Annotated in this window: 17 protein-coding genes and 2 pseudogenes; 6 read left to right on the forward strand and 13 right to left on the reverse strand. The window is 64.1% G+C overall.

The features are described from left to right. Positions 1 to 22: 22 nt before the first annotated feature. The 5 genes and pseudogenes from GGD67_RS08575 to GGD67_RS08595 form a co-directional block, all read right to left on the reverse strand. Positions 23 to 835, reverse strand: coding sequence for a CarD family transcriptional regulator (locus tag GGD67_RS08575; RefSeq protein WP_179732148.1), 813 nt, complete (start codon positions 833 to 835; stop codon positions 23 to 25). A 343-nt stretch (positions 836 to 1178) separates the two neighbouring features. After that, positions 1179 to 1517, reverse strand: a complete 339-nt coding sequence (fdxA, locus tag GGD67_RS08580) for a ferredoxin FdxA (protein ID WP_011082989.1) — start codon at positions 1515 to 1517, stop codon at positions 1179 to 1181. 132 nt (positions 1518 to 1649) lie between these two features. Then, positions 1650 to 1919, reverse strand: a pseudogene (locus GGD67_RS08585) (RNA-binding S4 domain-containing protein); the annotation flags it as partial. A 75-nt stretch (positions 1920 to 1994) separates the two neighbouring features. Next, positions 1995 to 5417 (reverse strand): helicase-related protein, encoded by a 3423-nt coding sequence (locus tag GGD67_RS08590; RefSeq protein ID WP_179732149.1) that lies wholly within the window; start codon positions 5415 to 5417, stop codon positions 1995 to 1997. A gap of 810 nt (positions 5418 to 6227) precedes the next feature. Beyond that, complete coding sequence (locus tag GGD67_RS08595; RefSeq protein WP_179732253.1) at positions 6228 to 7037, reverse strand: DUF3108 domain-containing protein; 810 nt, start codon at positions 7035 to 7037, stop codon at positions 6228 to 6230. A 589-nt stretch (positions 7038 to 7626) separates the two neighbouring features. On the opposite strand from GGD67_RS08595, the gene rpmB reads away from it, so the two are divergent. After that, positions 7627 to 7938 carry a 50S ribosomal protein L28 gene (gene rpmB / locus GGD67_RS08600; RefSeq protein WP_018316488.1) on the forward strand — a complete coding sequence of 104 codons (312 nt, stop codon included), beginning with the start codon at positions 7627 to 7629 and terminating at the stop codon, positions 7936 to 7938. 128 nt (positions 7939 to 8066) lie between these two features. On the opposite strand, the gene GGD67_RS08605 is transcribed toward rpmB, so the two are convergent. The 3 genes from GGD67_RS08605 to GGD67_RS08610 form a co-directional block, all read right to left on the reverse strand. Then, the gene (locus GGD67_RS08605) at positions 8067 to 8546 is read right to left on the reverse strand and encodes a hypothetical protein (RefSeq protein WP_179732151.1); all 480 of its coding nucleotides are present in this window, start codon (positions 8544 to 8546) and stop codon (positions 8067 to 8069) included. 3 nt (positions 8547 to 8549) lie between these two features. Further along, positions 8550 to 8678 carry a hypothetical protein gene (locus GGD67_RS39685; RefSeq protein WP_283814098.1) on the reverse strand — a complete coding sequence of 43 codons (129 nt, stop codon included), beginning with the start codon at positions 8676 to 8678 and terminating at the stop codon, positions 8550 to 8552. Positions 8679 to 8952: 274 nt separating this feature from the next. Beyond that, on the reverse strand, positions 8953 to 10701 hold the full coding sequence (locus tag GGD67_RS08610) for an AIPR family protein (protein WP_179732153.1): 1749 nt from the start codon (positions 10699 to 10701) through the stop codon (positions 8953 to 8955). Positions 10702 to 10865: 164 nt separating this feature from the next. On the opposite strand from GGD67_RS08610, the pseudogene GGD67_RS08615 reads away from it, so the two are divergent. From GGD67_RS08615 to ftsZ, 3 genes and pseudogenes are all read left to right on the forward strand, one after another. Continuing rightward, positions 10866 to 11027, forward strand: a pseudogene (locus tag GGD67_RS08615) (phospholipase effector Tle1 domain-containing protein); the annotation flags it as partial. A gap of 154 nt (positions 11028 to 11181) precedes the next feature. Beyond that, positions 11182 to 11676: a hypothetical protein gene (locus GGD67_RS08620; RefSeq protein WP_246784341.1), complete on the forward strand. Its 495-nt coding sequence runs from the start codon at positions 11182 to 11184 to the stop codon at positions 11674 to 11676. A 51-nt stretch (positions 11677 to 11727) separates the two neighbouring features. Further along, positions 11728 to 12984: a cell division protein FtsZ gene (gene ftsZ / locus GGD67_RS08625; protein WP_179732156.1), complete on the forward strand. Its 1257-nt coding sequence runs from the start codon at positions 11728 to 11730 to the stop codon at positions 12982 to 12984. 566 nt (positions 12985 to 13550) lie between these two features. On the opposite strand, the gene GGD67_RS08630 is transcribed toward ftsZ, so the two are convergent. Beyond that, positions 13551 to 14399, reverse strand: a complete 849-nt coding sequence (locus GGD67_RS08630; RefSeq protein ID WP_246784340.1) for a hypothetical protein — start codon at positions 14397 to 14399, stop codon at positions 13551 to 13553. Between GGD67_RS08630 and GGD67_RS08635 the strand changes: the two genes are divergently transcribed. Both GGD67_RS08635 and GGD67_RS08640 read left to right on the forward strand, forming a co-directional pair. Beyond that, complete coding sequence (locus GGD67_RS08635; protein ID WP_179732158.1) at positions 14398 to 15723, forward strand: DUF2235 domain-containing protein; 1326 nt, start codon at positions 14398 to 14400, stop codon at positions 15721 to 15723. The genes GGD67_RS08630 and GGD67_RS08635 overlap by 2 nt on opposite strands. A 342-nt stretch (positions 15724 to 16065) precedes the next feature. Further along, positions 16066 to 16311, forward strand: a complete 246-nt coding sequence (locus tag GGD67_RS08640) for a PilZ domain-containing protein (protein ID WP_026201681.1) — start codon at positions 16066 to 16068, stop codon at positions 16309 to 16311. Between the two features lie 229 nt (positions 16312 to 16540). Here GGD67_RS08640 and GGD67_RS08645 read toward each other — a convergent pair whose 3' ends face one another. The 4 genes from GGD67_RS08645 to cobT all read right to left on the reverse strand — a co-directional run bounded on the left by GGD67_RS08645 (position 16541) and on the right by cobT (position 21591). After that, entirely contained in the window at positions 16541 to 16948 is a 408-nt protein-coding gene (locus GGD67_RS08645; RefSeq protein ID WP_018320584.1) for a hypothetical protein, read from the reverse strand. Between the two features lie 326 nt (positions 16949 to 17274). Beyond that, positions 17275 to 18387: an NADH:flavin oxidoreductase/NADH oxidase gene (locus GGD67_RS08650; RefSeq protein ID WP_179732160.1), complete on the reverse strand. Its 1113-nt coding sequence runs from the start codon at positions 18385 to 18387 to the stop codon at positions 17275 to 17277. A 220-nt stretch (positions 18388 to 18607) separates the two neighbouring features. Beyond that, on the reverse strand, positions 18608 to 19690 hold the full coding sequence (locus GGD67_RS08655) for an esterase-like activity of phytase family protein (protein ID WP_179732162.1): 1083 nt from the start codon (positions 19688 to 19690) through the stop codon (positions 18608 to 18610). Then, positions 19687 to 21591 carry a cobaltochelatase subunit CobT gene (gene cobT / locus GGD67_RS08660; RefSeq protein WP_092261307.1) on the reverse strand — a complete coding sequence of 635 codons (1905 nt, stop codon included), beginning with the start codon at positions 21589 to 21591 and terminating at the stop codon, positions 19687 to 19689. The genes GGD67_RS08655 and cobT overlap by 4 nt, the downstream gene beginning before the upstream one ends. Positions 21592 to 21714: the final 123 nt, after the last annotated feature.

Genomic DNA, 21714 nt, shown 5'->3' on the forward strand with positions numbered 1-21714 from the left:
TCTCTTGCGAACGACGCGACGCTTACGCGGCCTCGTCGGCGACGGTGGTGTCGTCGCCATCGGTGTCGTCGGTATCGCCCTCGGCATCCGTATCGCCCTCGCCGTCGGCGGCTTCCGCCTTGGCGTTGGTGCGGCGCGGGCTCTTGGCGAGCTGGGCTTCGATCTCCTTGACCGCTTCGGTCTCGGTCGAGTGCTGCACCACCGCGATCTCGCGGGAGAGACGATCGAGCGCCGCTTCATAGAGCTGGCGTTCGCTGTAGGACTGCTCTGGCTGCGACTCCGAACGGTAGAGGTCGCGCACGACTTCCGCGATCGCGACGATGTCGCCCGAATTGATCTTCGCTTCGTATTCCTGGGCGCGGCGCGACCACATGGTGCGCTTGACGCGGGCGCGGCCCTTGAGCGTCTCCAGCGCCTTCTTCACCAGCGCCGGCTCGGACAGCTTGCGCATGCCGACATTGGCGACCTTGGCGGTCGGCACGCGCAGCGTCATCTTGTCCTTGATGAAGTTGATGACGAACAGCTCGAGCTTCGCGCCGGCGATCTCCTGCTCCTCGATGGCCAGGATCTGGCCGACGCCGTGAGCGGGATAGACGACGAATTCATTGGCCTTGAAGCCCTGACGCTGGGTCACGACCTTCTTTTCCTCGACCTTCGGCGCAGCAGCCGCCGGCTTCACAGCGGGCTTGGCGGCAGCAACGGGAGCCTTGGCAGGAGCAGCAACGGCAGCCTTCGACGCGGCGGGCTTGGCAGCGGGAGCCTTGGCAGCAACGGGCTTGACAGCAGGCTTGGCAACGGTCGCTTTCGCGGCCGGTTTGGCAGTCTTGTTAGGCATTGCGCTTCTTTTGTTCTTCGAGGACTTTGCAGCCGGCGCCTTCGTCGCGGTCCGACCTTTGGATGCGCTACGGCTGGCCGCGGCGACTTTTTTGGCCTCCTTATGGGAAGCCCTCGCTGAAGTACTCTTTTTACGCGTTTTCTGTGACACAGCCTGCGCGCGGAAACTGCCACGCCCCTGTTCGACATTTGGTTTCACGGGAACCCAGCGGGGCCAACGGGGCTGACGGGTTCGGCTTAATGTGCCCAATATAGCACATTTCCCGCAAAAATCAATGATTTAGGGGTCTTGAGGGCTGGTTTTCGGAGGAAGCGCCGCTATTAGGGTTAAGTTTGAGCCCGATTCAGTCGCCGGAGCCGGGGTTCGGAGAAAAATATTTCTCGAACTTGCCTTCCATGCCGTCGAATTCCTTGGCGTCGGCAGGTGATTCTTTCTTCTGGGTGATGTTCGGCCAGCTCTTGGCGTAGTCGGCGTTGACCGAAAGCCACTTTTCCAGGCCCGGTTCCGTGTCCGGCTTGATGGCGTCGGCGGGGCATTCCGGCTCGCACACGCCGCAATCGATGCACTCGTCCGGATGGATGACGAGCATGTTGTCACCCTCGTAGAAGCAGTCGACCGGGCAGACCTCGACGCAGTCGGTGTACTTGCACTTGATGCAGTTTTCAGTGACGACGTAAGTCATCCAACGCTCCGAAAAGCTCTTTTAAAAGTCGCGGCTTGCGTAGCGCGTATGGCCCTGCGCTGCAAGGTCGGGAAGGCCCGATCATGACGGCTTTGTGTGTTTGATCGACCAAGAACTGAATTCGAAACGCAATTAATTGCGTTTCGCTTCGCTTAGCTCCTCAAAGAGCACCCGCGCCGCGGCAGCATCGCCACGGCGCTCGCTGAAGCCGGTGACCTTCAACACCCGCACGGTGCGATCGAGCGCGACGGTGATGACGTCGCCGATCTTGATCGCATGCCCCGGCGACTTTTCGCGCTCGCCGTTGACGCGAACGTGGCCCGACCCGACGAGCTCGGCCGCGGAGGTGCGCGCCTTCACCACCCGCGCGTGCCACAGCCATTTGTCGAGGCGCTGCCGCTCGGTCGTCGTGGCTCTATTCCTTCTGACGCGTTTTCTTCACGCGAACCGCTCCGCACTTCGCTTGAAAACGCTATGCTACTCCTTGCGGCCGGACAGCTGCTCTTTCAGAGCCGCGAGCTTGGCGAAGGGCGAATTCGGATCGGCCGGGCGATCGCGCTCGCGCGGATTTGCGCTCGAGGCGTAGGGACGCAGCGAGGGTCCACCCTGGCGGTCGCGGCCCTTGTCGCGGTCACGGCCGCGGTTGTCACGGCCCTTGTCGCGGTCTCCGCCGAATTTGCCCTTGTCGCGATCGCGTCCCTTGTTGTCGCGATCCTTGCCCTCGAAGCGGCGGTTCCTGTCGTCGCGCCCCTCGGGACGCGGCGCGCCTTCGCTACCTTCGCGCGGCTTACGGAAGTCTCTGCCGCCGTCCCTGCGATGGCCGCCATGACGCTGGCCCGGCTTGGCGCCGTCGGCTGCTTCGCCGGGCGCGGCGCTCGCTGCAGCGCCAGCTTCAGCGCCGGCCTGCGGACGCTGATGGTGATGACGCTGGTGGCGATGGCGCTCGTGGCGCGGCTTGCGGTCCTCGTGACGGCCGCCGGGGCGCCAGACTTCAATCAGCTCGGGCTCAGCCGGCGTCGCCGCAGCTTCGACAGGCGCGGCGGCGTCGGGTGACGCGGCGGCTTCGGTTGCGGCCGTCTCGGCCGGAGCGGCTTCGAGGCCGGCAGCCTCGGTGGGCGCAGCGGGCTCTTCCGCCGGCGGCGCAATGCCGGGGGCGTCTTCGGGCGTGACGGGGGCCTCGGGAGAGGCTTCGAGCGCGGGCTCGGCCTCCTGAGCCGGCTCGTCCTGCAGCTCCATGCCGGGCGCATCTTCGACCGTGACCGGCTCGGCGACAGCCTCGGTGGAGGCCTCCGCCGGCAGGCCGGCAACGGCCTCTGCCGCGGTCTCGGTCTCGGTCGAGGTCTCTGTCGCGGATTCGGCGCTGCCTTCAGCCGGCGGCGTCTCGGCCGCGACCGTTTCCACCACGGCCGGCTTTTGCGGCAGCGGCGGACGCTTCTCCATGCGATAGCCGAGGGCACGCAGGACCGACGCAAAATCTTCGCCGGCAGATCCCGTGAGCGACGTCATCGCCTGCGTCACTACGAAGCCGCGGCCATCGAAGGCGCCGGCCGGCTTTTCGCCGGACGCGTTCTCGCGCCAGGCCAGCGCCGGGCGGATCAGATCGGCAAGGCGCTCCAGAATGTCGACGCGCACGGCGCGCTCGCCGGCCTGCTTGTAGCCGAGCACGCGATAGGCATCGCGCGGCAGGGCCTTGTCGACCGGGAACGAGGTGCGGCCCGAGGATGCCAGATGCTGCGCGCCCGACAGCGAGGACAGATCGACATTGTCCTGCTTCAGCGCCCAGAGCAGCGCGGCGAGCGCGCGCGCGGCGGGCTTCAAAAGACCGGGGAAATAGATGTGATAGGCGCCGAAACGGACGCCGTATTTGCGCAACACCGCGCGCGAGGGCTGGTCGAGATCCTTCAGCTCGTTGGCGATCTTCGGACGCTCGAGCACGCCGAGGGCCTCGACGAGCTGATAGGCGATGCCGCGGGCGATGCCGGTGACGTCCTCGGCCTTGGAGAGCTCGAACATCGGCCCGAGCAGCTTCTCGACATGAGTCTTGAGCCAGAGCTCGAGCCGGGCCTGCACCTTCTCGCGGGGGCCGCCGGTCAGGCGCTCGTCGGAGATGATGCGGATGCGCGGATGCAGCGCGTCCTCTGCGGCGGACAGCCGCGCCACGGCATCACCGGTCCAGCGGATGATGCCTTCGGAGGTCAGCACGAACTGATCGTCCGGCGCGTTGCCGAGCTTTTCGGCGCGCGTGTTGATCTCGCCGGCGAGCACTGCTTGCGCTGCAGCCTGCAAGGCTTTCGCATCGGAGCCGGCTTCCGCCGCATCCGGTGCAAAGGTGAAGCCGTCGAGGCGGCCGATGACATGGCCTTCGACGATGACTTCGCCGGTCTTGCCGATTTCAGTATTCAAGCTCGTGTTCTCCCGCAGGCGGCGCATCAATACACTGGTCCGGCGATCAACGAAACGCTCAGTCAAGCGTTCATGGAGCGCATCCGATAATTTATTTTCGACCTCCCGCGCGATCCCCTGCCAGCGTTCGGGGTCTTTCAGCCAGTCCGGGCGGTTGGCGACGAAGGTCCAGGTGCGGATCTGCGCGATCCGGGCCGACAACGTGTCGATATCGCCGTCGATGCGGTCGGCTTGGGTGATCTGGGCTTCGAACCAGGCGTCGGGGATGCATCCCTTCCGCATCAGGAAGCCGTACAGCGTCGTCACCAGCTCGGCATGGGCGGCCGGCGACAGTTTTCGGTAGTCCGGGACCTGGCAGGCCTCCCACAGCCGCTCCACCGCCGCCTTGCCATGCGCGATATCGCGCACCTCGACGTCGCGGGCGGCGTGATCGAGCACACGCATGTCCTCGGCGACCGGGGCGCGCGTCAGCGCCTCATGGCCGGGGGCGAGGTTCAGGGACACCTGGAGCGCGCCGAGCGAGGAGAAATCCAGCCTGGCGTTGCGCCATTGCAGCATCTTCACGGGATCGAAAGTGTGGTTCTGCAGCGCGTTGACGAGCTCGGGCTCGAACGGCGCGCAGCGGCCGGTGGTGCCGAAAGTGCCGTTGCGCGTGGCGCGGCCGGCGCGCCCCGCAATCTGCGCGAATTCGGACGGCGTCAGCCTACGGAACTGGTAGCCGTCGAACTTGCGGTCGGAGGCAAACGCAACGTGGTCGACGTCGAGATTGAGGCCCATGCCAACGGCATCGGTGGCAACGAGATAATCGACATCGCCGTTCTGGAACATCGCCACCTGCGCGTTCCGCGTGCGGGGCGAGAGCGAGCCCAGCACCACGGCGGCGCCGCCGTGCTGGCGGCGGATCAGCTCGGCGATGGCGTAGACTTCGTCGGCCGAGAACGCGACGATGGCAGTGCGGCGCGGCTGGCGCGTGATCTTGCGGTCGCCGGCGAATTCGAGCTGCGACAGGCGCGGCCGCGTGATCATGGAGACGCCAGGCAGCAGCCGCTCGATGATCGGGCGCATCGTGGCGGCGCCCAGCAGCAGCGTCTCGTCGCGGCCGCGGCGGTTGAGGATGCGATCGGTGAAGACATGGCCGCGTTCGAGATCGGAAGCGATCTGGACCTCGTCGACGGCGAGGAAGGAAAGGTCGAGGTCCCGCGGCATCGCCTCGACGGTCGAGACCCAATAGCGCGGATTCCTGGGCTTGATCTTCTCCTCGCCGGTGACGAGCGCGACCGCTTCGGCGCCGACCCGGCCAGCGATCTTGTTGTAGACCTCGCGCGCGAGCAGGCGCAGCGGCAGGCCGATCATCCCGGACGGGTGCGCCAGCATCCGCTCGATGGCGAGATGGGTCTTGCCGGTGTTGGTCGGCCCGAGCACCGCAGTGACGCCGGCGCCAGGCACCCGATCGGACGGCGCGCGCTCGGAAGCGAAGGGGGAGGAGGAAAAGGGCATCTGGGGGATTAGGTAGTGGCGATTTGGGCGAATGTCAGTGCTGTCTGGGGCGGGGGCGGGGCTTGGGGGCTGATCCGCCCACCATCAGCCCGTCATCCTGAGGCGCGAGCCATGCGGCGCATCGCGCCGCATGGGAAGCCTCGAAGGATGAACGGCCCGGGTGCCAACCCAGCGAATGTCCGCGGCGCCAGCCGGGCCCGTCGCCCTTCGAGGGCCGCTGAAGAAGCGGCCACCTCAGGGTGACGGGATGTGGCAGCGGAGAATCCGGCGCCTCCCCAAACCTCGCGCAACTGTCTCACTTTGCGACGCTTTTCCCGTTGGCTTTAAGCTTCGGAACGACTCTAGAACGAATCGCGGCCGAATCGCTGACTCCCTCTGGAGTCATGTTCCGTTCACGCAACATGTCGCGGGAGTCTTGTTGGCTGCAACTAGATGGAGTTTTGGGCCGCCGTACAAGTGACGTTTCGATGGCGCAAACCCTTAAGTTGGGGACGACGCGGAGTCGAATCAGAATCGGGGAGGAGTCAAATGGATTCCAAGATCGAGGCCGCCCAAACTCGTTTTCGCGAAAACAACCCCATGCACAGTAGGGGTGTGCTTGAAATCACGACACTTCTTCCGTCATCCTGAGGTGCGAGTGGCGCGGTGCCCCGCACCGCGCCGGGAGCCTCGAAGGATGGACGGCCCGGTTGCGACGGCTGGCGCTGGTTTCCTCGCGGTGAGAGCCGGGCTGTCGCCCTTCGAGGGCCGCCAAAGAGGCGGCCACCTCAGGGTGACGAGTTAACAAAGGACAGGCGCGGAAACAGCCGCTTACTGCGTCTTCGCCACCCTTGGCGGCTGGGCCGTGGTGATGAAGCTGGTGGCTTCCAGCATGGCCGGCCCCAGCGGCGTCGGCACTTTCAGCCAGAACGGGACCAGGATGCGGGTGCCGGCGACGGGGGCAAACGCGATCTCGATGTTGCGCTGGGCGGCGAGGTATTTGATCACGGGGCGGTCGGGGATGTAGCCGGCGACGGGAACGAAATAGAGCGAACAGACCACCACCGGGCCATGATAGCCCTTCTCCGCCTTCACGCTCTCCATGCGCTTGAAATCGAGCTTCAGATCGTAGCGCATGCGGCCATCGAACACGGGCGCCGAGTTGTGGCAGGCGTCCGGCGAGACGGGGTCGCCATTGCCGGGCACGCGCAGCAGCGAGGCCGTCATGGGGTCCCAGACGCCGCGGCGATGTGCGTCGGTGACGACGATACGGTCCGGATCGACCGGCGGCTCCGGCAGAATGGCAAAATCCTTCACATTGCCCTTGTCGAGCGTGATGCGGATCTCTTCGGTCTTCTTCGAGGTGGTGGTGGAGGCCTGGTAGCCGGTCGCAACCAGCGCGCCGCCAACGATGCGCCCTTGGCTAGCGCCGGTGCCGGACCCGCCGGTGAACGACTTCAGCAGCCCCGAGGTGCCGCCCGCGGCCGCCGCCGAGAACACGTCGTCCTGGATGTCGATGTTCCATGCGCCCTTGCCGACGGGAATGCCGGCCAGCGAGGCCTCATACTGCGCCTCGAGCTTGCCCTGCGCCGCCGCCGGCACCGCGCCCCACGCCACCACCACGCCGCAAAGCGCCGCCAGCCAGCCGGCAATGCGCGGGCGGACTGAGCGCTGTTCAGGCGCAAGAGGGGACGGTGTGAGCACGAAACAATCCAATCGGGGCGCGACGGTTGTTACTTAAGCCAAAAACCGCGGCAAACAATGTGTCCGGGCGGGTCGAGCCGGGAACTCCACCGGAGTCTTCAGGCGCGAATACGCCCTTTATGTGATGGTAAGGCGCGACAAACATTGCCGTTTTGGTGATCGGCGGTAGCCGCGGGCTCCCAGCCTCTCCCGCTTGCGGGAGAGCACAGGCCGCCTTCGGCGGCCGTCCTCTTGAGAACGCCGAGGCGGAGCCTCGGCTATGGCGAAGCGCGGGTGAGGGCTTTCTCCTCTGGGGGGCACTAGCTAGTGTCCCCCAGAGGAAAGAGCCCTCTCCCCCACCCTCTCCCGCAGGCGGGAGAGGGAGCGCACCACCCCGGCGGCCCCAAAAGACCGCCCAAAACCTTGACTGCCCGCCCCTTCCCCCCTATACGTCCGCCCGCTCCCTGCAAGGACAAAAGAATTAGCCCCCGTGGCGCCCAGAATGGCGGCCGCAATCGTTGGGGGATCGAACTCAAGGATTTATGCCATGTCTCGCCGCTGCGAACTGACGGCCAAGGGCCCCCTCGTCGGCCACAAGGTCAGCCACTCCAACATCAAGACCAAGCGCCGCTTCCTGCCGAACCTGGTCAACGTGACCTTCATCAGCGAAGCCCTGGAGCGCAACGTGCGCCTGCGCGTCTCGACCAACGCGGTCAAGAGCGTCGACCACAATGGCGGCCTCGATGCCTTCCTGCTCAAGGCCAACGCCGACGTGCTGTCGCCGCGCGCCCTCGAGCTGAAGCGCGCCATCCAGAAGAAGGTCGGCCCGACGGCCGCGCCAGCCAAGAAGGCCAGCTAAGTTTTTTAGGTTAGGGCGGGGGCTAAGTTGCGTCGCGTGGCGTAGGCTTAGCCAGTAGAGTTTTGAGTCGCGGCCGGATCGAAAGATCCGGCCGTTTTTGTTTTTTGGGGGGGGCGACTTATCGCGGCTTAGCGCGCCTTCTTGGTTTTCTTAGTCTTCGCGTTCTTTGCGTTCTTGACCTTCTTAATTTTCTTTTTCGTCCTTGTAACCATCGGCACCGGTCCCCGTTTAGGGGGCGAACGTTCAGCGCGGTCGTTAAGTGCGGCCTCAAGATCCTCTATTGTCTCGTTCAATTTGATTATCGAGGCAATTAATCGCCTGATCGCCCTTTTGTTTGGTTTCGCGTCTTCCTGACCATAATGATTTACTTCTTCTTGAATCTCATTTCGGAGCTTTATCTTTCCATTCTTCAGTTCATCTAAAGCGCGCGCTGTGCCTAGACTCACTGCCAACTCTCGCTCTAGATCACCAAGATCTATTTGCTGCAATGCAGCCCTTACCTCCCATTGGCTATCGTTAAAATCGCCGAGCACCCGCCGAAGGCGGGCCGGTTGGATCTTCTTGTTTTCCAAAACGTCCGCGAGAAGGCTAATAACGCCGTCCGGCATGAACTAGATAGTGCGCAGAGCGGAGCACACACGCTCTCTTGCTCTTTTGTCTTTCGCGCTTTTCTCAGGAAGCAAACGCTTGAATGCATCAACCAGCACCAATCCTGTTTTAACAATCGTCAATGCTTCCATGGATTGTCCTCCGCCAATATCCTCCAAAGTGACCAGCCGTTCCTTGAGTCTCGTGATTCCAACTCCTCGTCCTCGAGCTAAAGCGCGTTACGTAGAAGAAGGTTGAGATACCGCGCCGGCGAAGAAGGAGAACAACGCTTTTCAAAAAGACAAGATCCGGCGCGTAACGCAGGCTAAGCTAGTAAGGTTTTGCATTGCGGTCGGATCGTAATATCCGGCTGTCCTTGTTCTTGCGGCTTGCGGGAGCCTCTGGTTCAGCCTTGAGATCGTGCAATTAATCCACTTTGACCTTGGACGCGAAACGCTTGTAGACCGACTTGTTCGCCCCGCTCACAGACGCCGCCACGTTCCGAAACGCCGGGATCGCGCTTCTCACCAATTCAGCGGTGATGCGGTTGTTAGAAAAAGCTGAGTTCAGCACGGTAACTAGCGCGAGCAGCGGGTCTAAGACTTCCATCCATAACTCTTCAGCATCCTTTGGGGACATTTTATCGCCGAAGGAAAGCCGGAATTTGTTGGGGATTGCTCTCCCGACTACGGTCTCCAAGCAGTCGGCCATCGCCGCACAGATCAGTAGCAGTGCTCCCTTCTTATCCATGAAGCCAAGCTGATCCTGCTCGATTCCTGTGAGAGACTCGCCCGACCGCGATTTCTCTACCAAGGCCATCTTCTTTTTCCCGATCGCTTTGAAAAGCGAATATACAAACACAATATGCTTCGCTGTGGTCTCCTGATTGAAGTATCGGGAGTAAGTTTGATCATCGACCCAAATTTCAGATTTTCTATTGTATGCCGTCGCGGGATCGCCGTGAAATGCCGCCAGTGCTTGTCCCACGGTGTAAGACGGAAGTGCGTTAGGGCGTCTCTTAATGGTGTCGCTTGCTCCGCCCCGTCTTCCACCTTCGTACTCTGCGTCTGGAATTGCCTGAAATTGATCCTTCAGCCGTTTCTGGATTGCGTCATTGCTTCTGAAATCAGATGCAGAAATCTTGTTTTGGCTGTTGTTGTACTTGATTATGTTTTCGACGAGCTCTTCATCTTTTGTCCAAATGAATCGAATGGGTACTGTCAACTTTGATGCGGGCCTGTGGTCGAGAGACCCAATTGCTCCTGTCGTCTGGGCTCCGTTCACAATAGAGAGCCCCTTTGCTTTTAGCCTATAGCCCTTCTTGAGCTTTCTCGGCGTCAAGCTGTTCACAAGGGCAGTGACACCGTTGTTGAAAACCCAGAAGTTATCGGGCTCGCTCTCTGCTGTAGCTTTTATGCCGTTGTTGATATTGGAATCGCTTAGTCGAGAGCCGAGGTAGTCGCGAATGTTCGCACTGAATAGCTCAGTCCCGTGTTTTTGATACAGATCGAACAGAGTGCGACCTGGTAAAGAAGTTTGGAATGCGGACCAGTTTTTGCCGGAAATTTTGAAGCCATCGGGTACAGAGAAATCGAAGTCGCCGGTCACCAGGATTGGTGACTCGCTAGAGCGATACAAAGCTCGCAAAGTCTCTGCGCCGATCTCTCGGCCCATAATTCTAACCGTAGAAGCGGAATTCAGCTTCTTTACTGCTGCGTCGGCAGCATGCTCCACAGCAAGCAGTTCGTTCTTCACGTTCACGCTTTCCGGCAAGTTGTGAACGTACCATATGTAGATCTCGCGAAGCGTTCCACTGTGCACCGCCTCGCGCAGTTCCTCCGCGGTAGGCTTCAGTCTGGCAGGAAGCTTGTTAAAGGGACTCGATAAAAGCCAAGCGATCGCGGTGTTAAGATCGGACGCCTTGTTTGCCGGAGCAGATGGCTTCTTATTCCTCGCCACAAGACATTGCGCCACGATGCAGCGGTTCTCCTCCTTGTCGAAGTAGAGGAGATCACATTTTTTGTCGTCGTTGCCCCCTGTAACGATTTCGTTGCCAAGGGTGTCAAGATCATCGAACGCGAATTGAAGTCCTAAGGCAAAAAGCCCGATTGCATCGTCACCAAACTTCGATTGGCCGAAACGAGCATTGTACGCTTCCTCCCATGCCTCGGTCATCATCCGCCCCTAGGTTGACGCTTCGCCAAGCTAGTTCCAAGCGCCGCCGTCACGCAAGGGATGGGTTTAAGTTTTCTGGGCACAACGCATGATTGAGAATGACTTCAGCTTAATTCCTCATTTCCGCTATACTCGCCCCGGTAGCATCACCGGAGGTACATCCCGTGGAGCGCGACCGCAAAGTCGAGCCGAAAAACCTCGTCATCTTCTGTGACGGCACCGGCAACGAGATCTCCGACAACATCTCCAACGTCCTGAAGCTCTATCGCGGCCTGCGCAAGACGGACAGGACGCAGCCGCGGCAGATGGTGCTCTGCGATCCCGGGGGTCGGCTCGGTGGCGGGCACTCGTAAACACCCTCCGCGCGCGTTAACCGTTCATTAACCAACGCATCCTAGCCTGCTGTAATCGTCCAGCCATCATTAGCTCGAAATGCCTTCCCGGTTCGCTCCAGGAGAAGCGCCGATGTGCGTTGCGTTGTTGACGTATGCCGATCTCAGTGCCCGCCTCAATATCTCGCGCGAGGCCGCGCGGTCGCTGGCAAGGCGACGCCGGCTGCCGCGCTCGCGTTCGGATGACGGCAAGGCCCTGGTGAGCGTTGATCTCGACGAGCTCCGGTACACGCCCCGCCCGCGACGTGCCCGCCGGGCAGACCCCATCGCCGCCTCCATGGCAAGGATCGAGGCCGTCAAGTCCGAAGCCTTCAAGGCGGAGATCGCGCGGCTCGAAGACGTCGCAACCGCCTACAGGGCGGTGTTCGAACGCGAGCGGGAGCGCGCCGATCGCCTCGCCGTCGAGCTGCAGCAGGCGACCGCCGAGACCATGGCAGCCAATTCGTGGGCGTCGCGACTGGAAGACGAAGTGACGGCGCTGCGGAGCGATCGCCGGGGCGGCTCGATCGCGGGACACGCCGCGCGTCGATTGGGACATCTGGCCGCCGCCATCGTCAAAGCAGATCGCGCGGCTTGCAGGTAGCACTCGAAGACTTCTCCATCCCCGGCTTGCCGGACCAATCGCGAGGGAAAAATGGCTGGCAATATCGATATTCATGAAATGAAGGCCCGCATCGTCGTGTTCGGTGTCGGCGGCGCAGGCGGCAATGCCGTCAACAACATGATCACGGCCGGGCTGCAAGGGGTCGAGTTCGTGGTCGCCAACACCGACGCGCAGGCGCTGGCCATGTCGAAGGCGAAGCACCTCATCCAGCTCGGCACACATGTCACCGCAGGCCTCGGCGCCGGCTCGCAGCCGGAACTGGGCCGCGCCGCAGCCGAGGAGGCCATCGATGCGATCCGCAATCAGTTGACCGGCGCGCACATGGTGTTCGTAACCGCCGGCATGGGCGGCGGCACCGGCACCGGGGCTGCGCCGGTCGTCGCCAGGACCGCGCGTGAGCTCGGCATTCTCACGATCGGCGTGGTCACCAAGCCGTTCTACTTCGAGGGCCAGCGCCGCATGCGCTTTGCCGAGGCCGGCATCGAGGAGCTGCTGAAGACGGTCGACACCCTCCTGATCATCCCGAACCAGAACCTGTTCCGGGTGGCCAGCGACAAGACCACATTCGCCGATGCCTTCGCCCTTGCCGACCAGGTGCTTTATTCGGGCGTGGCCTGCATCAGCGACCTCATCGTCAAGGAAGGCCTGATCAATCTCGATTTTGCCGACGTCCTCTCCGTCATGAAGGAGAAGGGCAAGGCCATGATGGGACGAGGCGAGGCCTCCGGCGAGAAGCGCGTGCTCGCCGCCGCCGTCGCCGCGATCTCCAATCCGTTGATCGAGAACCCCTCGATCAAGCGCGCCAGTGGCCTCATCATCTCCATCACCGGCGGCAAGGATCTCATGCTGTACGAGGTCGACGAAGCGGCCAGCCGCATTCGCGACGAGGCCGACCCGGACGCCAATATCATCGTCGGCGCGTCCTTTGACGAAAGCCTAGAGGGCATCGTCCGCGTCTCGGTGGTGGCGACCGGTATCGACAATCTCGACCCGGCGCAGGCGCTGCCGGTGGAAACCGCCCTCACGCAGCTCGCCGGCAGGCTGCGCAACGACAGCCGGCGCATCGCCGATCGCATCGAGCGCAGCGCACCGGTTCCGCAAGCGGGCAGCCCGCCGCTCCGCCCGCAGCCGCACCACCCGGTGGGGCCACCGGCACGGCCGGGTCTGGACCATGCGCGGCAGCCGGCGCTTCAGCCGCTCGATCCTTACGGCCGCGCGCCTGCGCGCAATGCGCCCGACGAGGCCGTTCTCGATATCCCGGCCTTCCTGCGCCGCGCCGCCAACTGAGGGGGTGGCGAGAGCCGCGGTTGCCAATTCCGGAACTCAATCGCCGCTACGCGACAACGCGCTGAGATTAGCCTTGTTCTAGCCAGGCACGTGGTGGCTCCCTCTCCCGCTTGCGGGAGAGGGTTGGGGAGAGGGTGCTTCCGCAATGGGACACTCCCGATGTGGAAAGAGCCCCCACCCGGCGCTTCGCGCCGACCTCCCCCGCAAGCGGGGCTATCGCATATGAATTTCACGAGGACCGTGGGCTTGCTCCGCCTCTCCCGCTTGCGGGAGAGGCCGACGCGCCCCGGGCGATGCGAAGCATCGTCCCGAGCGCGGCGGGTGAGGGTTCTCACCACTCGGGGACATTCGCCGCGATTCTCAACAATCCCAATGCGGAGACAGCCCCCACCCCAGCCCTCCCCCGCAAGCGGGAGAGGGAGCCGACTGCCAATGCCGCCGCTTCGTGCACGCCATCAGCGATAGCCCTGCCCGCAAGCGGGAGAGGGTGAGCGAGCCCGCGGCCCGCTCGATCCAACCAAAAGCCATCCTGCTCCAGATCCGCGCGCTTAGAGCGCGCAGATCATTCACGCTGCCGTGCTGCGCGGGCTCTCCGCGGTTTCCTTCTTGTCCGGTTCCTTGTCGCGCGACAGCCAGGCCGGAAAGCGAAGCAGGCGTTCGTTGGTGTCTTTCGGCAGCTCGATCGGCGGCGCTTCAACGGCCGAACTCGGCAAGTCCAGCGCGGCCTGTCCGGATCGCACTGCATCCGCACGCTGATCCAGTTCGCGCAAGAGGGGATCGAGCACGCTGTCGATCTCGGTCGCCACCGACACGAGGAAACTATTGAGCTCGCGCGCCTCGGGCACGACAGCCGCAGCCGATTCGATCGCGCTGGAGAGACCGTCGACGACGGGCGCAAACGCGCCGGCGGCTTGCTTCACTCGCGTCTTGATCATTTCGATCTCGCTCAGGACGCGCTCACGCTCCCGCCTTTTCTTCTCTTCGATGAGGCGCGCTTCGATTTCGGCGATCTGGGCCGTCAGGGTCGTGGCTTCGGATGCGAGCGCATCGCGTCGTCCGCGCGCGCGATCGAGATCGCGGCTGAGATTGTCCACTAAGTCGTCCTTTCCGAACATGGCTTTGCTCCGTAGGACAGGCGCTTTGCCCTGTAGGACGGCCTTGGCGCGAACCGCCAGCCTCGCCACCGACCGGATGGCCGGATCGGGCGAAACAGGCATCAACCTTGGTCGCGTCACATGGGCCGACATGGTGATCCCCCCATCGTCAACATTAGGCAACCGCATGGTTAACAAGAGGTTAATATCAACAGATGATGGGCAATGGGGCTCGGTGCCCGCGAGGCCGCCTTCGTCTCCTCGCTGCCACCTCTTTCCGCTATACTCGCCCCGGTAGCATCCCCCCGAGGCGCATCCCATGGACCACGCGCGCGACCCCGCCCCCAACCCCTCCCCGAAAAACCTCGTCATCTGCTGTGACGGCACCGGCAATGAGATCAGCGAGAACATCTCCAACGTCCTGAAGCTCTATCGCTGCCTGCGCAAGACCGAGAAGACGCAGCCGCGGCAGATGGTGTTTTACGATCCCGGCGTCGGCACGGTGACGGAGCCGACGACGTGGCACCGGCTCAAGGCCAATATCAATCTGGTGCTGGGGCTCGCCACCGGCTACGGGCTCGATGACAACGTGCTGTCAGCCTATTGCTTCCTGGTCGAGCATTACGCGCCGGGCGACAAGATCTATCTGTTCGGCTTTTCGCGCGGGGCCTACACGGTGCGCGTGCTGGCGGGGCTGATCCACAAGGTCGGGCTGATCAGGCCGGAGCAGGCGAACCTCGCCGGCTCGGGCCTCGTCGCCTACAAGCAATATTCCGGCACCGGGCGCGGCAACGACATCGAAGACCTCAGGAACGTCGCCTTCGACGACCAGGGGCCGCTGCCGAAGGACGAGTTCGATCTCGCGGCGCAGTTCGCGCGCATCACCTCGACGCGCTGGCCGACCATCCACTTCATCGGCGTGTGGGACACCGTGGCGAGCGTGATCGTGCCGCGCGCCGACCGGCTGTTCTGGCCGAGCCTGGAGGAGCTCGCCTTCACGCTGCGCAACCCCAGCGTCAAGATCTTCCGGCAGGCGATCGCGATCGACGAGCGGCGCTGCATGTTCCGCCTGAAAAAATACGAAGAGCCGCAGGAGTTCTGGAGCAACCGCTACGTTCCTGATGAAAAGAAGGTGCCGCAGGACATTCTGCAGGTGTGGTTCGCCGGCGTGCACAGCGACGTCGGCGGCGGCTATCCGGAAGCCGAGAGCGGGGACTCCAAATATCCGTTGCTGTGGATGATCGACGAGGCGGAGAAGGCGGGGCTGAACTTCAACCCCGCGACCATCAAGCAGCTCGCCTGGGGCATCCAGCGCAAGAACTCGCCGTTCCAATATGTCGAGCCGGCCTACACCGGGAAGACGGGCATGCTGCACAATTCGATGACGGCGGGCTGGCGGCTGCTGGAGTTCTTGCCGAAGAGCGCGAAGTACAAGGAGTGGCCGGAGCGAAAGGTCTATTTCGGCTTCTACATCCCCGATTGCGAGCCGCGCCCCATCCCCGAAGGCGCGCATGTGCATGAGAGCGTGTTGAAGCGGATGGCGGTGGAGCCGGATTACCGGCCGGTGAATCTGCCGAAGGATTATGTGACGGTGCCGATGCCGGTGGGGCCGCAGCATGCGGAGGCGGAGACGGTGGGGGTGTGAGGAGGGCGGCGCTCTCATTGACGGGTGCAGGTGCGCGCCAACATCACCGCTGTCGTCCCTGCGAAAGCAGGGACCCATAACCACAGGGAGGGGTCTGGCGACGATCAGTCGTTCGGGATTGCTACCGCGCGCAATCGATGAATCACGCGGTATGGGTCCCTGCTTTCGCAGGGACGACAGGGGAGTCTGAGGCGAACCCCCACCCCGCTACCGCCGCTTTCTTCCTTCGCCGCTACTTTTCATTAAAATTCTTCCGCCCGCCTTAGCTGGATCGCATCATCTGCGTTCCATCATTGGCTCCGAACCCGCCGCGAGAACCTGCGGAATTGGAGGAGAGTGCCAATGTATCCGCGTAAATATGCCCGCGTGAAGCCTGCCGGGCTGGTGTCGCGCCAAGCCAAGATCATCACCGACCCGCGCGCGCCTGTCATCAACTGCACGCTGATCGACTATTCGCCCGGCGGCGCCTGCGTCGATCTCGGCGGCCAGGTGAACATCCCCGACCGCTTCGAGCTGCTGCACGTCAACACCAAGAAGCGCTGCCGCATCGCCTGGAAGCGCGGCACGCGCGTGGGCGTGGTGTTTTGAGGGACGCTGGAGTCACAAGCGCCGCTGCGCTGTAGGTGCGCTCCCTCCCCCGCTTGCGGGGGAGGGCTGGGGAGAGGGTGTCTCCGCAGAGGGATTCCCCCAGCGGAGAGAGCCCCCACCCGGCGCGCGGGACGATGCTTCGCATCGCCCGGAACGCGCCGACCTTCCCCCGCAAGCGGGAGAGGTTGTAGCGAGCCCGGAGCACGATTGTTCTCCAACAATTCCCCCGTTACTTCCGCATCCTCGCTTTGGCGCCGCCGACGATCTGCATGGCGACGCCGGCGATCCAGCCGAGCAGAGCGAGCCAGGTCCAGACCAGATGCGGATCGAGGCGGAGCACGATGACGGCGACGGAGGCGAGCGCGGTGAGCGTGGCGCAGAGCGTGCCGGCGGCGCTGAGGAATTCGGCGGCGTCGATCTCGCTATGCGCTTCGTCGAACGGCAATTGCGGCGTGTCGATGCCGAGATAGAAGCCGACGAAGCCCAGCACCATCATCACCAGCAGAAAGCCCTGCGTGGTGAGCGCTGATATCGCCGATCCCACATAGGCGCCGACGAACAGCCCGCACGCCGCGCCGGCCATCGCAAGCCCGACACGCTCGAACACATGAGCCGTATTGCGAACACGAAACCGCATGGCAGGCCTCCGCGAGGAGTTGGGTCGCGCAAGGTTAGGCCAGTTTTGCGGGGGGTGGAAGCTGGGGGGATTTACGGATGCGGAAGGTGAGGGGCGTGCGGAGGATGCCGTTGCGTGAGAGACGCGAAAGGCACGCCACATTCTCCGCTGTCGTCCCTGCGAACGCAGGGACCCATAACCACAGGACGTGGTTTGACGAAGACTCTTAGTTAAGTTGTCAACGCACACCGCGGATCATCGATGGATCACGCGGTATGGGTCCCTGCGTGCGCAGGGACGACGGTGGTGCGCCGCTCTCGCACCACACGCGCCTCAACCACACACACCTACCGCGCCCCGAACGTGGTCTTGCCGAACAGCGCCTTCTGCGTCGAGGGCTGCGAGCGCCAGTATTGCGGCGGGGCTTCGACCTCGCCGCCGACATCGGCGGCGGCGTGCCAGGCCCAGCGCGGGTCGTAGAGCATGCCGCGGGCGAGCGCGATCATGTCGGCCTTGCCGGATGCGACGATCTCCTCGGCCTGCTTGCCCTCGGTGATCAGGCCGACGGCGATGGTCGGCAATCCGGTCTCGCGCTTGATGGCCTCCGCAAACTGCACCTGGTAGCCGGGGCCGAGCGGGATCTTCTGCAGCGGCGAGACGCCGCCGGAGGAGGCGTCGATCCAGTCGACGCCGCGCGCCTTCAGCGCGTTGGCGAACTCGATCGTCTGCGCCAGATCCCAGCCGCCCTCGACCCAGTCGGTCGACGACACCCGCATGCCCACGGGCTTGTCGTGCGGGAAGGCCGCGCGCACGGCGTCGTAAATTTCGAGCGGGAAGCGCATGCGGTTCTGCAAAGACCCGCCATATTCGTCGGTGCGCTTGTTGGAGATCGGCGATAGGAACTGATGCAGGAGATAGCCGTGCGCGCCGTGCAGCTCGATGGCGTCGATGCCGATGCGCTCCGCGCGCTTGGCGCTGTCGACGAAGGCCTCGCGGATGCGCTTGAGGCCCGCTGCATCCAGCGCCAGCGGCGCCGCCTCGCCCTCCTTGTGCGGCAGCGCCGATGGCGCCACCGTCTGCCAGCCGCCCTGCTCCACCGGGATCAGCTGGCCGCCGTCCCAGGGCCGCGCGCTACTGGCCTTGCGGCCCGCATGGGCGAGCTGCATCGCGATCGCGGTGGAGGAATGCTTGCGCACCGAAGTGAGCACCTGTTTCAGCGCGGCTTCGGCGGCATCGCTGTAGAGTCCGAGACAGCCCAGCGTGATGCGGCCGATCGCCTCGACATGGGTCGCCTCGATGCAGAACATCGCCGCGCCCGACAGGCTGAGATTGTTGATGTGGGTGAAGTGCCAGTCATTGGCGACGCCGTCGTCGGCCGAATATTGGCACATCGGCGACACCACGATGCGGTTCTTCAACGTCAGGCCGCGCAGCTTGATCGGGGAAAACAGGACGCTCATGCGGGGGAGTTCCGGGGATGAGAGGGGCAGTTGAGAGAGTGTAGTGGGCGGGCGGCGGATTGCCAGTTGCGCGAGGGGAATGGCGGGTAGTGGCGGCACGCATTGCGACCGCGGCTTGACGCGAGACCGCGCCACACATTCTGCCGTCGTCCGGACAAGCGTCAGCGCAGATCCGGGACGACAGTGGAGATTGGGGGCGCCCCGGGACGACGGCGGAGAACTACTCCGCCAGCGTGAACTGCAGCAGCAAGGTCCGCTGCAGCATCGAGAAATTGTCGTCGGAGATCAGCGTCAGCACGGTCTCGCCGTCGGCCGTGACGTGGGCGTCGATGCCTTCCATGTTGTCGATCTCGTGGCCGAGATCGGCGGCGAACAGCGCGGGGCCGTCGACCAGCGCGCCGGGGTTGATGGATTTCAGGGGGATCGAGCGGATGCGGATGTTGACGCCGGTGAACCAGGAGAATTTGCGTTCGAGGATCAGAAGCTCGCCGCTCGCCAGCAGCACGGCGTCGCTGATGTCGTATTTCTCGGTACAGCGCACGCTGAACTGGCCGGGCGAGGGCCCGCCGATCAGGAAGGCTGTGAGGTTGCCGTCATGGTCCAGCCCGCGCTCCGAGAAGGCGATCAGGGTGCCCGCCAGCGGCATGTTCTGGTCTTTGCCTTTGGGCACGACGACCAGCGCCTCCAGCCCCTTGTTGGAGGGCAGCTTGCGGATTCCCGCCGGCACCGGCACCACCTCGCCGCGCGCGCGCGTGCCGCCCTTGGAGAAATCGTAGCGCAGGATCTGGTTGACGCGCTCGAGCCCGACATAGACGAAATTGCCGTCGCGCGCGATCGATTCCGAATCCCACCACAGCCGCTTTTCCGTGATCGGCCGCCCCTCGGCGCCGAGCAGCGGCGCGGCCTCGACGTCGTCGAGGCCGGTCATCTTGCCACCGGAATAGCGGATGCGACCCGTGAACCAGCCGCCCTGGTCGGACACCGCGAGGAAGCCCTCGCCCTTGGCGTCGAGCCGGATGCCGGACAGGCCGCCAAAGCCGCGATAGCGCGAGGTCAGCACCAGGCCGCTGCGATATTCCAGCGAGCCGAAGCGCGTCCGCGTGCGGTCACGCGGCTCGAAATTGGGAATGACGCGCGCGTTGACCTCGACGCTGACGGGCTCGACGACAGCGTTCTCGACCTGAAGCGGACGCGGCGGCGGCTCGGCCACCCCTTGCGCCAGCGCGAAGCGAGAGGCCGCGAGAGTGGAGAATCCCGCCGCAGCGTGCCTGAGGAAGCTGCGGCGGGATGGATGCGTGCTCACGAATGCAATTTGCGTCGCGGGCGACCGGCCGGCTGGGTGGGTGCGGTGTTGGTCTCGCTGAAGAGTTCGGCGAGCTTCTCGGTGATGGCGCCGCCGAGCTCTTCGGCATCCACGATCGTCACCGCGCGGCGGTAATAGCGCGTCACGTCGTGGCCGATGCCGATCGCGATCAGCTCGACCGGCGAGCGGGTCTCGATCTCCTCGATGATGTGGCGCAGGTGCCGCTCGAGATAGTTGCCGGGATTGACCGACAGCGTGGAATCGTCGACCGGCGCGCCGTCCGAGATCATCATCAGGATCTTGCGCTGCTCGGGCCGGCCGAGGAGGCGCTTGTGCGCCCAGTCCAGCGCCTCGCCGTCGATGTTCTCTTTCAGCAGGCCCTCGCGCATCATCAGGCCGAGGTTCTTTCGCGCACGACGCCAGGGGGCGTCGGCGGACTTGTAGATGATGTGGCGGAGATCGTTGAGGCGGCCGGGATTGGCCGGCTTGCCGGCGGCCAGCCACGCTTCGCGTGATTGCCCACCCTTCCAGGCGCGCGTGGTGAAGCCCAAAATCTCGACCTTGACGCCGCAGCGCTCCAGCGTGCGCGCGAGGATGTCGGCGCAGGTCGCGGCGACCGTAATGGGTCGTCCGCGCATCGAGCCGGAATTGTCGAGCAGCAGCGTCACCACGGTGTCGCGGAACGTCGCCTCCTTCTCGTGCATGAAGGACAGCGGATGATAGGGATCGGTGACGACGCGCGACAGGCGTGCGGGGTCCAGAATGCCCTCTTCGAGATCGAACTCCCAGGCGCGGTTCTGCTGCGCCATCAGGCGGCGCTGCAGGCGGTTGGCGAGGCGGGCGACGATGCCCTGCAGATGCGCGAGCTGCTTGTCGAGATAGGCGCGCAGGCGCTCCAGCTCGTCATGGTCGCAGAGATCCTCGGCCGCGATGATCTCGTCGAACTTGGGCGCGAAGGCGTGGTATTCCGGCCCGCGCGGCTCGTTCTTGCCGTGCTGGTTCGGACGCGTCGCCTCGCCCGGGGTCTCGTCGTCGCCGAGCTCGCCGTCGTCGAAGGTGTCGGAGGTCGAGGCCTGCGCGCTTTCCATCGCGCTCTCGCTCATCTCCTCGCTCGACGCCTGCGCCTGGTCGGCACTCATCTCCTGCGCAGCGTCGGAATCGGGCGAGCCCTCGGCGCCGGACTGGTCGTTGTCGCCGTCCTGGTTCTCGTCGTTCTCGTCATCGTCCTCGCTGTCGGCGTTGCGCTCGTCGCCGATATCGAGCGCCGTCAGGAGATCGTGCACGGCGTCGCCGAACCGGGTCTGGTCCTCGACCAGGGTGTCGAGCCGGTCGAGCCGCTTGCCGATCTTGTCTTCGAGGATGGGACGCCAGAGATCGACCATCTTCTTCGCCGCGGTCGGCGGCGCCATGCCGGTCAGGCGCTCGCGCACCAGCATCGCCAGTGCGTCCGCCAGCGGCGCGTCGGCGCGGTCGGTGATCTCGTCGAACTTGCCGCGGTGGAAATGGTCGTCGAGCATCGCGGTGAGATTCTTCGCAACGCCCGCCATGCGGCGCGCGCCGATCGCCTCCACCCGCGCCTGCTCCACCGCCTCGAACACGCCGCGCGCCTGCGGATTGCCGGGCATCAGCTTGCGATGCAGTTTTGCATCGTGACAGGCGATCTTGAGCGCGATGGAATCGGCGTGACCGCGCACGATCGCCGCATCACGCTTGGTCATTTTGCGCGCGGGCTCGGGCAGCCGCGCCTTGCCGGGCGCAAGGCCCGGCCGCTCGGCCGCGAAGGAGACGTCGAGCTCCGGCGTCTTGGCGATCGCCTTGAGACAGGACGCCACCGAGCGCTTGAACGGCTCGGTCGGCGCTTCCTTGGTGTTACGGAATTTGGAGTTGGAGGTGGTGCTCATCTCGATCTCACCGTCGTCCCCGCGAAAGCGGGACCCATAGCCACCGGCGGTAGTCAGTCAGGGAAACTATCAGCGCGCTTCAATCGAGACATCACGCGGTATGGGTCCCGGCGTTCGCCGGGA

Origin of the sequence: Bradyrhizobium sp. IAR9, assembly GCF_013408065.1 — a bacterium.
Taxonomy (GTDB): domain Bacteria; phylum Pseudomonadota; class Alphaproteobacteria; order Rhizobiales; family Xanthobacteraceae; genus Bradyrhizobium.